Origin of the sequence: Candidatus Chlorohelix sp., assembly GCF_037138995.1 — a bacterium.
Taxonomy (GTDB): domain Bacteria; phylum Chloroflexota; class Chloroflexia; order Chloroheliales; family Chloroheliaceae; genus Chlorohelix.
Window position 1 is genome coordinate 21,747 of the sequence record NZ_JBAXHI010000003.1, and the last position, 14,122, is coordinate 35,868.

Annotated in this window: 13 protein-coding genes; 11 read left to right on the forward strand and 2 right to left on the reverse strand. The window is 45.1% G+C overall.

The annotated features are described in order from the left end of the window. Positions 1–29 precede the first annotated feature (29 nt). Both WCK19_RS02310 and WCK19_RS02315 read right to left on the reverse strand, forming a co-directional pair. Entirely contained in the window at positions 30–716 is a 687-nt protein-coding gene (locus WCK19_RS02310; protein WP_342395737.1) for a hypothetical protein, read from the reverse strand. Next, the gene (locus WCK19_RS02315) at positions 716–1,690 is read right to left on the reverse strand and encodes a DMT family transporter (RefSeq protein WP_342395738.1); all 975 of its coding nucleotides are present in this window, start codon (positions 1,688–1,690) and stop codon (positions 716–718) included. The genes WCK19_RS02310 and WCK19_RS02315 overlap by 1 nt, the downstream gene beginning before the upstream one ends. A gap of 455 nt (positions 1,691–2,145) precedes the next feature. Between WCK19_RS02315 and WCK19_RS02320 the strand changes: the two genes are divergently transcribed. The 11 genes from WCK19_RS02320 to nuoE all read left to right on the forward strand — a co-directional run bounded on the left by WCK19_RS02320 (position 2,146) and on the right by nuoE (position 14,116). Next, positions 2,146–3,363: an ArsA family ATPase gene (locus tag WCK19_RS02320; protein WP_342395739.1), complete on the forward strand. Its 1,218-nt coding sequence runs from the start codon at positions 2,146–2,148 to the stop codon at positions 3,361–3,363. 155 nt (positions 3,364–3,518) lie between these two features. Then, on the forward strand, positions 3,519–3,764 hold the full coding sequence (locus WCK19_RS02325; RefSeq protein ID WP_342395740.1) for a bacteriochlorophyll c-binding family protein: 246 nt from the start codon (positions 3,519–3,521) through the stop codon (positions 3,762–3,764). 173 nt (positions 3,765–3,937) lie between these two features. Continuing rightward, on the forward strand, positions 3,938–5,695 hold the full coding sequence (locus tag WCK19_RS02330) for a hypothetical protein (RefSeq protein ID WP_342395741.1): 1,758 nt from the start codon (positions 3,938–3,940) through the stop codon (positions 5,693–5,695). A gap of 24 nt (positions 5,696–5,719) precedes the next feature. Further along, complete coding sequence (locus WCK19_RS02335; RefSeq protein ID WP_342395742.1) at positions 5,720–7,759, forward strand: hypothetical protein; 2,040 nt, start codon at positions 5,720–5,722, stop codon at positions 7,757–7,759. A 235-nt stretch (positions 7,760–7,994) separates the two neighbouring features. Continuing rightward, positions 7,995–9,308, forward strand: a complete 1,314-nt coding sequence (locus WCK19_RS02340) for an ABC transporter substrate-binding protein (RefSeq protein ID WP_342395743.1) — start codon at positions 7,995–7,997, stop codon at positions 9,306–9,308. Positions 9,309–9,344: 36 nt separating this feature from the next. After that, a complete protein-coding gene (gene cysS / locus WCK19_RS02345; RefSeq protein ID WP_342395744.1) occupies positions 9,345–10,595 on the forward strand; it encodes a cysteine--tRNA ligase in 1,251 nt (416 codons plus the stop codon). A 224-nt stretch (positions 10,596–10,819) separates the two neighbouring features. Next, positions 10,820–11,176 (forward strand): NADH-quinone oxidoreductase subunit A, encoded by a 357-nt coding sequence (locus WCK19_RS02350; RefSeq protein WP_342395868.1) that lies wholly within the window; start codon positions 10,820–10,822, stop codon positions 11,174–11,176. 3 nt (positions 11,177–11,179) lie between these two features. Beyond that, complete coding sequence (locus WCK19_RS02355) at positions 11,180–11,782, forward strand: NADH-quinone oxidoreductase subunit B family protein (RefSeq protein ID WP_342395745.1); 603 nt, start codon at positions 11,180–11,182, stop codon at positions 11,780–11,782. Then, positions 11,754–12,290 (forward strand): NADH-quinone oxidoreductase subunit C, encoded by a 537-nt coding sequence (locus WCK19_RS02360; protein ID WP_342395746.1) that lies wholly within the window; start codon positions 11,754–11,756, stop codon positions 12,288–12,290. The genes WCK19_RS02355 and WCK19_RS02360 overlap by 29 nt, the downstream gene beginning before the upstream one ends. An 18-nt stretch (positions 12,291–12,308) precedes the next feature. Next, complete coding sequence (gene nuoD / locus WCK19_RS02365; protein WP_342395747.1) at positions 12,309–13,589, forward strand: NADH dehydrogenase (quinone) subunit D; 1,281 nt, start codon at positions 12,309–12,311, stop codon at positions 13,587–13,589. Continuing rightward, positions 13,586–14,116, forward strand: a complete 531-nt coding sequence (nuoE, locus tag WCK19_RS02370; protein ID WP_342395748.1) for an NADH-quinone oxidoreductase subunit NuoE — start codon at positions 13,586–13,588, stop codon at positions 14,114–14,116. The genes nuoD and nuoE overlap by 4 nt, the downstream gene beginning before the upstream one ends. Positions 14,117–14,122: the final 6 nt, after the last annotated feature.

A 14,122-nucleotide genomic window follows, 5' to 3' on the forward strand; every position in this document is an offset into this window, starting at 1 on the left:
GGAAAGGGGGGAAATAGCAGTAGTTTCAACTACAGAATACGACTTAAGAATACTTCTATCTCGTTTAGTTCTTCGAGACTTATCTGGTGGTAGCCGGGAAACTCGAAATAGGTCACCGGTACTCCGGCATGCTTCAAGGTAGCTTCGCTGGCACGCCCGGCTTGCACCGGTATTACCTGATCATAAGTGCCATGCGCTATCAGAATCGGCATTTCCGATTGTGCCACTTCTGCGATTACCTTTTCTAGTTCCGGCAAGCTTTGAGGGTCATCCGCCGGAAGAAGGCTACTAAGCGCAATTAGTCCGGCTAAACGCTCATTGTTGTGCCGGTAGCGCAAACCACCTTCAAAGGTGAGCATGCCACCTTGCGAAAAGCCGCCAAGCACAACTTTGGAAGCAGGCAAATTGTAACGCTCTAGCAATTCGTTCAGCAGGTTATTGAGCAAAGGTCGCGCTTTTGAGGCACGTTTGGCAAAATCGCGGAAGTTTAAATCAAGGTCGAACCAGCCAAAAAGCGCGCCGGGAACCGGAACCGTTCCAGTTGGAAATACAAAGCGATAGCGTTCTTCCTGACCGATTACTTCACCGATGTCGAGGTAACTTTCACCCCAATCTCCCCAACCGTGTAGAATTACCACTAGAGGGTAATCACCGGGTTTAGAAGGCTCTAGAGCCACGCATTTTAGACCAGCCGCATCAAACCTGACAGTTTTCATTAGCTCCTCAGTATCAATTTTCGTATCCGGCTAAAACTCAAAATTTGGCGGTAGATTAGCATTCCCAGAATAATGAGAATGCCGCCCAGAAGTTGCCAAATCACTATCTGTTCACTTAACACCAGCGCTGCCGCCATTACGCCCAGAAATGGTTGCAGGTAGGAATAAAAGGCGGTACGTGGACCACCCAGACGCTTCACTCCAAAATACCATAAAATATTGGTTAGAACTACTGCCCCTAGCGTAGAGTATATCAATTCCACCCAAGTAATTGCGGGGAGATTAGTTATTGCTTCTATACTAATCTGAGGTAAGCCAAATGGCAAGAGCATAACCAAACCTATAAGCGTTATGTATGCGCTCAGTTTGGTAATAGAATAGTGCCGCATTAGAGGGCGCAAAATGACCGTATAAGCTGCCCAAGAGAAAGCAGTAAGAATAGCTAAGAAATCTCCAAACCACCCCCCAGAAAGATGCGCGCCGGGCGCTGTCAGCACAATCAGCACTACCCCCGCTAATGAAATCGGCAAACTTTTCCAGTAACTAGCGGTAGTTTTTTCCTGACGAGCTATCCAAGCAACCAATACTGCAAAGGTAGGAGTAGTAGCCATCAATAACGAAACTTCCGAGGCGCTGGTATTGGATAAAGCATATACGAAAACCACTTGGTTTAGCGTGATACCACAAAGCGCACAGAGAAACATCAGAGGGAGATGCTTGAGTTGAATTTGTAATGAACGTTCTCTATACCAGAGCATGCCAAACAATATAAGCCCGGCGACTCCAAAGCGGAGGATTGAGACTGCCAATGGATTTAAATATTGCAGAATTGACTTTATTAGCGGTACATTTAAAGCCCAAATACTGACACAGATGAGTAATAAAAAATCTGCGAAAGTGAAGCCTTGCACTGATGTTTGTGAGATGCCAAGTTTTTTTGCTGAGACATCGGTAGTTGAGGCAGAAGTAGCCAAAGAAAATAGCCTTCCTGTGAAATAAAGTTGTTCTTAAATAGTACCTTGCTTGCTAATAGATATTTTTGAGGCTAAATTTCCAATTCAAAACTACCAATTTTAAGTGAAAATGAGCTTACTGAGAAATTGCTAACAATCAAGGTAATAGTGTATTATAGTAAAGGTTAAACGATATTTGTTAAATATTAGCATGGTTAGATTTGGATTCGTCTAGGCTACATGGCTGATTTTTAGGGTATTGTGATAGGCTTCTGGCAGGGTTTGAGGTGTAGTAAATGCTACAGACTAGCCATACCCTGCGTGTTACGATTAATTCAACCTAAAGACCAACCATAGGTGGTAGGTCTATATGCGCCACCTTCTTACCAAATACAAAGCATTTTAGCAGTATGTAGGTAGGCTGGCATTTCTGTTGTTGCTCACTCAATTTAGCTTTTAGGAAGAGATATAAACAGATGCGGATTATCATCTTTACTGGCAAGGGCGGAGTAGGCAAAACTAGCGTAGCAGCTTCTACTGCTGTCAAGGCAGCTTCACAAGGTTATAAGACTCTTGTGATGAGTACAGACCCTGCTCATAGTCTTGCGGATAGCTTTGACATTGACGAATTTCTTGGACCTGAACCGCGAGAAATTGCACCCAATCTATTTGGACTTGAAGTAGATATTTATGACGACCTGCGGGATAACTGGGAAGTAGTTCGCCAGCACTTTGCCACTTTGATGAGTTCTCAGGGCGTTAGCGGGTTGCTTGCGGATGAAATTGCTATTTTACCGGGTATGGATGAATTATTCAGCCTCGTCCGGATTAAAAAATATTTTAAGAGTCGTGAATACGATGTGTTGGTAGTGGACTGTGCTCCCACCGGTGAAACACTGCGTATGCTCAGTTTGCCTGAGACCTTGAAATGGGCTATTAAAGCACTGAGAAATACCGAGAAGTACCTTGTAAAACCGGTGCTGCGCCCTCTCTCAAAGGTTTCGCCTCTTAGCAAAGTGGTTGCGCCGGAAGAAGTATTTACAACCATTGATAACATGTTCTCAGAACTGGAAGGGTTAACCGGAATTCTATCCGATACCAAAGTAACCAGCGTTCGTTTGGTGATGAACCCTGAAAAAATGGTAATTAAAGAATCACAACGTGCTTTAACCTACTTGGGCATGTATGGTTTGATGGTTGACAATGTGATTGTAAACCGTATTTTGCCGGCTGACAAAGACAGCGGTTACATGAATCGTTGGAAGACTATTCAGCAGAAGCATCTTGTGGAAATTCATGACAGCTTCGTACCGCTACCGATTCGGCATGTACCGATGTATCAGCAGGAAGTGGTAGGTCTTGAGTTCCTGACCCAGATGGGGAACGACATCTACGGTAATGAAGATGCTACTAGCTTTATGTACACCGAACGCCCTTACGAGATTTACAAGAAGGGTGCTGGTTACGAGTTAAAGATGTATTTGCCCTTTGCTAACGAAGAAGCACTGGATTTGTGGCATAAAGGCGATGAGCTTATCGTGCAATTAGGTAATCAACGCCGTATCGCGACTTTGCCGGTAGCAGTAGCCGGGATGGAAGCTGGGGCGGCTGAGTTTGAAGGGCAATACCTGATTGTATCCTTTACTCCTGCTACTAACCTGAGCAAAGCAGAGCCAGCTACTTCGGGTGTATAAGTAACAGGGAATTATTTGAACAAATCCGCCGCAAGGCACTTTTATATAGCTACACGTACACGGCTTGATAATTCTTAGGCAGGTAAAGTGGCTAGAAGTAGTCTCTAGCTTGTCTAACCCGTAACAATCTCACTTTTGAAGGGAGGTGAATTTGGATGGCAGGTATGGTTGCAAGAGTTGCGTCTGACGCAGCTGAGTTCTTCGAGGTTCAGACCGATGGTTGGTGGATGTGGGTCTCGGGTGTGCTGCGCACTACCGGAGATGCAATAGAACGCATCTGCTCTAACACTTGGGGTGTATCCAGCGGCGGTCGGGTTCCCCAGGTTGAAAGAACTGTTGTTGCTTCCCCTGGTCGTTTCCGGGAGAAACAAATCGAGTCGCGCTTTACCAAGCTCGGCTAGAACGATGACGAGTAACGAGATAAACATGAGAAGTCAGGGTTGTTTAGCCAAAAGCCAGACGATTCTTACCTAAAATGCTCGTTACTCGTTATTTGTCTTTTACTTACTAGAATCCTCACTTCTCACTAACTGTAGTTCTGCCTTGCTTACGGCAGTTGAAAAGGATAAGTCCGATGAGTAATGATTTGCTTCCCCGGTCGATTTCGGGCGATATTCTGGTAGGCACAAATAGTAAATGGCACCATATCCAACAAGCATACCAACTGGGCATTATTGACCCCGATGATATTGTGCTAGGCTTTTTCGATGGCGTAGTTTTCGATGAAGCTGGCAAACGTGTAGGTGGGTTGGCGCTTAGCGATTTTATGCTAATAACCAATACGCGCGTTACCCTTTGGATGCGCGATCAGATAAAAGATTATGTTGACCATTTTCCCCTTTCACATGTATTTGTAGCTGAAAAATCTCAAAAAGACTTGCTACATGGGACTTTACGTCTTACTCTTTTGTTACCAGATGTTGATTTAATTAATAAGACAAAAGAACCTTCCAAAGTAATTTTATCCTTTGATTTTATTCCCCTTCCCGATTTGTCGCTTATTGCTGATATGCTGGATGTACTCGGTAGCGCGATGCGTGATATGGTCGAGGGTGGTGCCGGTCTAACTGATCGTGTTCAGGCTATTCTTATTTTGTTCCAGAAGGTTTTTGTTAGTAAATTCCAGCAACTGGATTCTGCTCAAAACGCTGGTTTAAGAACTACAAACGGTTTTGCAAATACTTCTGCAAGCAATACAACCCAATTTGGCAATTTTGCGGCGGATGGCGCAACGGGCGATGGGTTCAATGCTGGTATGACTCCATTACGACGGTTGGATGGCTTTGATGCGCCTGACAGCCAAATGGGTAATCAACCCCCTGCGCCTCCTAAATCAACAAATGGTTACGGATATAGTAATCCAAATGAAGCGCGGCTTTTCCAAACTGGTGAAACACCAGCATATTCCCCTTACAACCAAGAATCTCCCTATGCAAAAAATCCCAATCCTCCTAATGAAATGAACTGGGCAAATGGGCAACAGTCTGCATCGCCTCGTTTTGGTGGGGGTGGTCGCCAGCGTCGCGGCGCTGGGGATGCCGGGCAGGGCGATTACCAATCTCAAACTCCACAAGGTGACATACCACCGGAGAGTATTTATATGATGGGTAGGGTAGCGCGAACTGCTTGGGATGGTTTAAGCAAAATGCGACAAGAAGCTGAATCAAGGGCGGCGCCTGCTCTTCAATCATTGCGTAACAGCGGGTTTAATCTCAAGGAGATGACCGAGTTTCTGACTGCTGCTAACGGTTTGATGGAAACGGTTAGCAAAAACCCGGCAGCGCGTGAATTAGCCATGGCTTTTATAAATAAATCTACAGGTGGGTTGCAATTCGGGAATAGCAACAAAAGTAGTGAAGAACAACGCACATCAAAAAATGAAAATGACGATGCCAATAAAGCGCCCTCATTACGGTCAGTTCCTGTAGCAGGAAAAGCATTGAAGGTGGAGCGGCGAACATCCGGTAAACCTTCCAACATTACATCAGTACACTTGTCAGATAAGGAATTAAAGCCTATTTCTGTTGAGACCCCGGAAACTTCTACTTCTGAAATAGCGAACTTATCTGTAGAGCAATTGCCCGATTCCGTTAAAGTCAGCGCAAATGCTACCGATGAGTCAAATCCTGAAACCAAGAAAGTTAAAAGACTTCCAATACGAAGGAAGGGCATTTCAACTGCTGAAGATTTTATGCCGGAAACTAACGCAGAGTGCAACACTTCAGTAGGGGTGAAGACAGATTTGTCTATTTTTATGACAAATAATACTCAATATGATAAGCAGGAAAACCAGACCACTCTTGCAGTATCCGATGGTCCGGCTCTTAATTGATTTAATCTTCAAGGAGAGTTCCATATGACGCAGGATGTAAAAAATCTGGGCGATGCCGGGTTGCAGGGTATTCAACTACCCGCCAGTATTTATGTAGGAAAAAATGTAGTTCGAAGGCATGTGCTGGAGTTTTACAAACTTGCGGCAACCCATAAACTTCTCACACAAGATGCTCAAGTTCTGGCAGTATTTGACTGTGTGGTACTGGAACAGCATGGTGGTCGTCTTGGTTCTTTTACCTTGCATGATTACGCGGTACTTACCACAACTAACCTCATTACATGGGGCAGGGGTCAGAACCGAGATTTAGTTGATACGTTTGAGTGGTCAGAGGTAGTTCTTGAAAAATTCGGGAGACGCAGCCCTATTGAGGGGATGATTAAAGTTTCAAATCAAACTCGTTCGGCAGTTTCAAAACGAAGGATAGCAATTCGCACCAAAAACGAGAACGCTAACGAACCTGTTGCTCAGGCTGAGGAAAATGGCAAACAAAACGGAATAGCCCTTTACTTGGACTTAATGCCGTTTGAGGATGTAAGAACCTGTGCCAACATGATTTATTTCCTGAACAATAAAGGTGGTGAAACACCGGGTATTGATGCCTTTAATGCAAAATTCAAGGTGGAATTGGCAGAATCTACCGAGCGTTTGACTACTATTGCCAATGCAATGAAGTCATTTTATGTCCAACAAGCTAACGGCGTTTGGATTGAAAAAGGTTACACCGAAGAAGCGGAAATGCTCGAAAAAGTATCCGCAAGAGCTGGACGTAAGGAAGAGTCTAACAAAAATAAGGATTCCAAATTACGAAGAGGCTATACTTCTCCTTATAAACTGGGGAAAGGTAGCGTTGCTGCACAAGCACCTAAGCCGGTATCTACTCCAAAGGTGGCAGCTTCACCCAAAACTACAACGGGTAGTAAATCTACCAGTAGTGCAGATGAGAGTTGGTTTTATTCAGATTTCAGCAAGCTTGATAGAACAGAGAATAAAAAACCTGTAGCCCAAGCTAAAAACACTAAAGCACCTGCCCCAAAACCCGCCCCAACCCCAAGGGCTGCTGCTCCGGTTCGCTCTCCTAAGCCAGTTGTGAAGCCAACTCCTGCGCCTAAAGTTGCTAAGGCAATTGAAGAAAAATCTGCATCTTCAGAGAATGAAAGAACTGTTGCAATACCGTTTGGAGCATCACTGGGTGCGCTTAACCTTTTCACATGCAGCCGAATCCTTCGAGGTCTATGGCTTGACCCACGTACTTTAGGGTTACGCATCTCCAGCATTAGCAATAATTCTGCCTTGCTTATGGATTTATTTGGTACTGTTGCCACCGATGCGGAGGCTCGTCAAAAAGCAATTAATCGTCTGCGTGTTAATATTGATAATGGACCAATCGCAAAGAATGCAATCTTGCATTATACGATTTATCCATTCTTGAAGCCGGTGTTGGACGCGGTTGCTTCTCCGGAAATAGATCGGGTTATTCATAAGATTAAGGTGCGGGCTACTGAAAAAGTTGTTGCCCCTGAGACTTCGGTTAAAAAGCCTGTAGAAAGCAAGCCGATTGTAACAACTGCCAAAGCTCCGGTAGAGCCACCGAAGCCAGCGGCACCTGCTCCTACAGTGGAAGCACCAAAACCAGCGGCACCCGCTCCTACAGTGGCTGTATCAAAGCCAGTGGAAGCACCAAAACCAGCGGCACCCGCTCCTACAGTGGCTGTATCAAAGCCAGTGGAAGCACCAAAACCAGCGGCACCTGCTCCGGTGGTAGCTGCATCAAAACCAGTAGAAGCTCCGAAGCCAGCGGCACCTGCTCCGGTGGTAGAAGCGGCAAAAAAAGCAATGGAAACTAAATCGCCTGAAGCGGTTGCTAAACCGACAGAAAAGCCTAAAGTTGAGGATAAGTTGCCAGTACAGCAGCCTCCAAAGCCAATTGCTGCTACCCCTATTGAAGGGACAGACGCAACCACAAAAATAAATATTTCCGCCCCTAAAGTAACTGACCCAACTGCTTCGCTTGGTAAAGAAGACGAGAAGCCGCCTGAACCAAGTAAGTTGGATAAAATATAGTTCCTCTGCCCTTTCCTGAAATTGAATAGGAAGGGGCTTTTTTTATCCTTGATTCCAAAATCTAGCTGAAATCAATACAAATAAATACCATGCCTTTTATACCCCTGTTTCTTGTTTGGGGTATAATAATATCCCGGATTAGTAACGTACATGATTTAGGAGTATTTAGTAAAACTCTGTGAAAGAAAAACGTGCCAGAAGTACCCGATTCACTTTAAGCGGAGTTGCTTTGTTGATGTTTCTCAATCTTTTGCTGATAGCTTGCGGACTTGATTCCAACACTTCAGCTACTCCGGTAAATATTCCTACCCCACTTCCCGGTTTCAAGGGAAATATTCAAATCGGCGCTATGTTCGACCTGACAACCGCTCCTATATATGAAGCGCGAGAATATGCGGCAGGGGTGATAGGTTACATCACTTATCTAAATTCTACAGGTGGGGCAGGAGGTTATTGGATAGATATGCGAGTGGTAGATTATGCTGGGAAAGCTCCTGTAGCGATTGAGCAATATCAGAAATTGGTAAATGAAGGAGTGTTAGCATTTATCAGTTGGAATCACTCCGATACACTGGCTCTTAGTTCTCAAATTAACGATGGCAAAACCCCTCTTTTTTCTGCCAGTTACCGCGATGAACTGACACGCGATACCAAGAAAAGCCCTTATAACTTCATGATTACCCCAAGCTATTCTGACCAAATGCAAATGACAGTGGAATTTACCCGTATTTATCACCCTGAATCCATCCGCAGATTGGGGATTGCTAATTTGCTGGTAGATAATGAATTTGGTCGGTATCCCCTTCAGGCTGGTAGGAATTATGCTGCCGCTAACAACATCTTCTGGTATCATGAGGGTCTCTTGAATCCTGTAATTGACCTACGCAATATAGATTATGAGGTGACTCGGCTGAAGTCGGCTAAACCTGACTGGACGATAATCCAAGCCGAAGTGCCATTGGCAGCAACAGCTATATCGGCTATACGAAGAGTAGGAGTGGTCGGTAAGTTTATCGGCATGCCTACCGCAGGGGGACCGGATTTTCTAGCTGCTATTAGTAGTAATGCTGCTGAGAATTATTATGTGGGCGTAACTTTACCCTACCCAACCGATGAATCTAACGGTATGACTGTGCTAAAGAAGTGGTGGCGTGAACACCAAACTAATGTTAGCAATTCGCGTTTGCCGGAATATACTCCTTCCACCCAACCGGATATGCGCTATATTCAGGGTTGGGCTACCGCAATGGTATTGCTGGAAGGTACGCGCCGTGCGTTAGTAGCTAATCCTGCCAAAGGACAGGGAATAAATGGAGACGATATTAAGGCAGGGCTTGAAACCTTGAACAATTATGATGCGGAGCAATTGCTTCCACCTTTGACCTTTACTGCTGGGAACCATAAAGGCTCTCAAATGCGCTTTTATAAAGTTGAAGGCGGTAAATGGCGTGTTGTCGAAAGGAACATTTCTTTGGCTGAAATGGCGAAACGGGGTTACGCTATTACGCCTACACCTGTTCCTGTTACACTCACTCCGCGACCTCGCTGATTAATATAAATTCAGTTTTAGGAGATAATAATATTTATGTTAAAAGCTCTGGCTAACTCTTTCAATCTTTATAATTCTTATTCACAAACAAAAGAACCATTTAGTTCGGTAGAACCCGGTTCTAATTTGGCGAGGATTTATGTATGCGGTGTTACGCCCTATGATACCAGCCATATAGGGCATGCGCTTACCGCTTTGACCTTCGATATACTCCATCGCTATCTTGAATTTTTGGGTTATCAAGTTAAGCACGTGCAGAACTTGACGGATATTGATGACGATATAATCAAACGGGCAAATCGCGATGGGGTTAATTGGAAAGACCTTGCCAGCCAATGGGATGAGATTTACCGCAATAGCCTTGCCGCTATTAATTGCCTGCCTTTTGACAAGTATGTACCTGCTACCACCAAAATCCCTGAAATTATCGAAATAGTAAAGGGCTTGGTTGTACGCGGGGTGGCTTATCAAGCTAAGGATGGAAACCTATATTTTCGGGCTGCTTCTTTCAAAGATTATGGAGCATTAAGCCATTTGAATCCGGAAGAACTGTTAGATAAAGCTCGCGCTGCTGCTGCTGATAGCCTTGTAGATTCCCCTGAAAATGCTGCTAAAGAAAGTGTGATGGATTTTGTGCTATGGCAAGCGGCACGTCCGGGCGAACCTAGCTGGGATTCTCCATGGGGAGAGGGTCGTCCCGGTTGGCATATTGAGTGTAGCGCGATTGGATTTGACCAATTCGGGGCGCAGTTTGAAATTCATGGTGGCGGCGCCGACTTATTATTTCCGCATCATAGTTCTGAAATAGCGCAGAGTGAGAGTTACACTGGACAGCATCCCTTTGTCAAATATTGGGTACATATTGGGATGGTACATCTCGGTGGCGATAAGATGAGCAAATCGTTGGGAAATCTGGTGCTAGTTCGTGACGTGCTAAAAAATTACCGTCCTGATGCGCTCCGCTTATATCTATTGAGTATCCATTATCGCGAGCCATTGCATTACGAAGAAAATGGCGTAGTAATTGCGGAAGGTTGGTTGGCTCAGTTAGAAAAGGCTCTGGTAGTGCAAAATGAAACCATTACTGAGCAGTTAGACCCTTCAGCATGGCAACAGCGTTTTTTTGAGGCAATGAATGATGACCTTCATACACCGTTAGCGGTTGCGACAATACTCGACCTTGCCCAAACTATTCTGGTGAGTGCGAATACAGTTGGTTTAGCTAAGGCGCATGTCGCGCTCAAAGAAATGCTTTCAATCTTAGGGTTATTTCTGGCAGAGGCATAAAAAGAGCGAAAATTGCCAACCTTTTATTAGAATTATTTACGAACTGAGGCTGTACTCTTTGAAGGTTTGCCTGATATTTCACATATTACCCTTGACACGTAATAGTTCGTTAGAGTAGTATGTTAAACACACAAAGCTGTGTGTTTTGTAACAAATATACCCGTGAAAACCCCCTAAAATTAAAACCCGCGCCTTAAAAGCACGGGAGAGAAAGCGATAGAGTGATGCTTGAAGGGTATGTACCCATACTAATTCTGTTAATTTTTGCTGTGTTAGCTTCTTTTCTATTCACTGGAATAGCATTGCTGCAAAACTCAAAAAATCCTAGTGAAGCCAAAACCTCGACTTATGAGGGAGGTGTGCCGCTGCTACAGCAAGTGCCGAATCGTTTCCCCGTTAAATTTCTGGAAGTGGCGATGCTATTCCTTATTTTTGACATTGAAACGGTGGCTTTCTTTCCGTGGGCGGTACTGCTAAACCAACTTAAGGTATTTGGTTTGGTTGAGATGGGCTTATTTTTACTGGTATTAGGCGTAGGTTATATCTATTTGCTCAAAAAGGGTGCGTTCAAATGGGATTAAAAAATGGGTAATGAGCTTTATCGTATTGAAGATTTTTTCACTATAAATGCAACTCGTCCCGGTGATGCTCAATCAATTATGAGCGCGTCTCCGGTAGGAGGTGTGATTACTACCACCATTGATAACTTGGCAAATTGGGGGCGAAAATCCTCATTATGGCCCGCACTATTTGGGTTAGCCTGTTGCGCTATCGAAATGATGGCGACAGGGGGCGCTAGGTTTGATATGGCACGGTTTGGTTCGGAAGTATTCCGAGCTTCTCCTCGACAAGCTGACTTAATGATTGTGGCGGGGCGTGTTTCTGCTAAGATGGCTCCTGCCGTTCGCCAAATTTACGAACAGATGCCCGGTCCTAAATGGGTAATTGCGATGGGAGCATGTGCCAGTTGTGGTGGCGTATTCAACAATTATGCTATTGTGCAGGGCGTAGATATGATAGTGCCGGTGGATGTTTATGTGGCAGGTTGCCCACCCAATCCCGAAGCTCTATTGGAAGGCATTCAAATTTTACAGAAAAAAATCATGGCAGGTGTGCCAAATCCGCCTGACCCCATGAATTATGCACCGGAGGTAGTGCGTGACCCCAACTTCGGACGAACCCGCTAACCCGGTTCAAAATCAGGAAAGCGCTCTCGAAGCAGAGCGTTTTCCAAACGTAACGCGCAGCGAAATGCGAGCGGCAGATGGCACACCCACTTTTATTGTGCCAGCCGATGAGTTGCTAAACGTATTGCAACATCTTCGTGATGAAGCCCGCTTTACTATGCTGGAAGATGTCACGGCGGTAGATTGGAAAAAAGAGCCGCGCTTCCAACTTGTCTATAATTTATTGTCGCTGGAACGCGCTTCCGTTATTCGGATAAAGGTGACTTTACCGGGAGAAAATCCAACAATTGCCAGCGTCACTGCTTTATTTCCGGGAGCTAACTGGTATGAGCGCGAGGTTTTTGACCTGTTCGGTATTACTTTTACCGGGCATCCTGACTTGCGGCGTATAGAAATGCCGGATGATTGGCAAGGTCACCCACTTCGCAAAGATTATCCCATTACGGGAACACGCCGTCCGGTTATGCCTGCTAATCAGTTTAGACCGGTGGGCAGAAGTAATTCATAAGAGAAGAGGTCGTTAGGTTTGGAAGATCTGGCTTTAAAGGATAGCTGGTTACAGGAAGATGGCGATAAAGAGGACGAGAATAACATTCTCGACCCTGAAATAGTTGACCAAGCAGAGTCTCCTGATAAAGAGTTGATGACCATAAATATGGGGCCTCAACATCCCTCGACTCATGGAGTTTTGCGGTTAGTAGTTACGCTGAGTGGCGAATCGGTGGTAAAGTGCATACCGGACATCGGCTATCTGCATACCGGCATTGAAAAAACCGCCGAGAACAAAACCTATAATCAAGCGCTTACTTTGACTGACCGCACCGATTATCTTAACCCGCTTATTAATAACTTAGGCTTTTCGCTGGCAGTCGAAAGATTGCTGGGAATCGAGAAGCAAGTACCGCAGAAGGCGCAAGTTGCGCGGGTTATTCTGACCGAATTACAGCGTATTAGCAGCCATTTAGTATGGCTTGGTACGCACGCAATGGATTTGGGAGCGTTAAGTACCTTTCTTTACGGGATGCGTGAGCGCGAAATTATTCTTGATATTTTCGAGAAGTGCGCCGGTGTGCGGATGATGACCAGTTATATTATGCCTGGTGGCTTGTATGCTGATTTACCGTCCGGCTTTGACACCGATGTGCGTAATTTTCTGGCTATTTTCAAGAAGAAATGGCCCGAATACCATACTCTCCTGACTAATAGTGAACTATGGTTCGAACGCACCAAAGGTATCGGCGCATTAACCGCGCAGGAGGCGATTTCTTATGGTGTAACCGGTCCGATTTTGCGGGCTTGTGGCGTGAAATACGATATACGCAAAATGTTCCCCTATATTGGTTACGAAACCTATGATTTTGAAGTGCCTCTTGGCAAAACCGGAGATGTTTATGATCGCTTTATGGTGCGTATGCTCGAAGTGCCACAGAGTATCCGAATTATAGAGCAAGCTTTGGATAAGTTGCCCGAAGGGGATTGGATGATTAACGATCCCAAAATTGCCCCCCCCAAGAAATGGCAAATCGCCACCAATATGGAATCGCTGATACACCATTTCAAGTTGTTTACGGAAGGCTACAAACCACCGGCGGGCGAAGTTTACAGTCGGGTGGAGTCGGCTCGAGGCGAATTGGCGTATTATATGGTTAGCGATGGCAGCAATAAGCCCTATCGAATGCACATTCGCGCCCCTAGCTTTGCCAATCTGCAAAGTATGCCTTTAATGTTGGAAGGCAGGTCAAACTTTGCCGATATTGTATCGGCTATCGGCTCAATTGATATTATCTTGGGTGAAGTGGACAGATGAATAATGGAACAACCGCTTCGGAGCATAAACTGAGTGAGGAAGCGCGGCAGCGTATTTATGCGCTAAGAAATAATTACCCGGAGGGCAGGTCTGCAAGTGCAGTGATACCTGCTTTGCATATTGTGCAAGCTGAGATTGGTTTTATATCAACTGAAGCGGTAGGCGAAGTAGCCGGGTTGCTTGATATGCTGGTGAGCGAGGTTGAGCAGGTCGTAACCTTCTACCGAATGTTTTTTACCAAACCGGTAGGTAAGTATGTTATTAAGGTGTGCGATAGCATTTCATGCTATCTGCGCGGTAGCGATGAGCTTCTGGAAAAGGGCAAGGAAAAACTTTCTCTGAAGCTGGGCGAGACTACCCCTGATGGCAGAATAACTCTGATGAAAATTGAATGCCTTGCCGCTTGTTCTGCTGCTCCTTGCGCTCAAGTCAACGATGAGTATGTCTATAATCTAAACCCGGAATTGTTTGTAGCAATGCTGGAAGAATTGAAGACAGCGGAAGAAAACCCTTATTACTTACCCTAGAGAGAA

Coding starts and splice junctions, on each gene's coding strand:
- WCK19_RS02310 (WP_342395737.1), bottom strand. CDS start 716: ATGAAAACTGTCAGGTTTGATGCGGCTGGTCTAAAATGCGTGGCTCTA.
- WCK19_RS02320 (WP_342395739.1), top strand. CDS start 2,146: ATGCGGATTATCATCTTTACTGGCAAGGGCGGAGTAGGCAAAACTAGC.
- WCK19_RS02325 (WP_342395740.1), top strand. CDS start 3,519: ATGGCAGGTATGGTTGCAAGAGTTGCGTCTGACGCAGCTGAGTTCTTC.
- WCK19_RS02330 (WP_342395741.1), top strand. CDS start 3,938: ATGAGTAATGATTTGCTTCCCCGGTCGATTTCGGGCGATATTCTGGTA.
- WCK19_RS02335 (WP_342395742.1), top strand. CDS start 5,720: ATGACGCAGGATGTAAAAAATCTGGGCGATGCCGGGTTGCAGGGTATT.
- WCK19_RS02340 (WP_342395743.1), top strand. CDS start 7,995: ATGTTTCTCAATCTTTTGCTGATAGCTTGCGGACTTGATTCCAACACT.
- cysS (WP_342395744.1), top strand. CDS start 9,345: ATGTTAAAAGCTCTGGCTAACTCTTTCAATCTTTATAATTCTTATTCA.
- WCK19_RS02350 (WP_342395868.1), top strand. CDS start 10,820: ATGCTTGAAGGGTATGTACCCATACTAATTCTGTTAATTTTTGCTGTG.
- WCK19_RS02355 (WP_342395745.1), top strand. CDS start 11,180: ATGGGTAATGAGCTTTATCGTATTGAAGATTTTTTCACTATAAATGCA.
- nuoE (WP_342395748.1), top strand. CDS start 13,586: ATGAATAATGGAACAACCGCTTCGGAGCATAAACTGAGTGAGGAAGCG.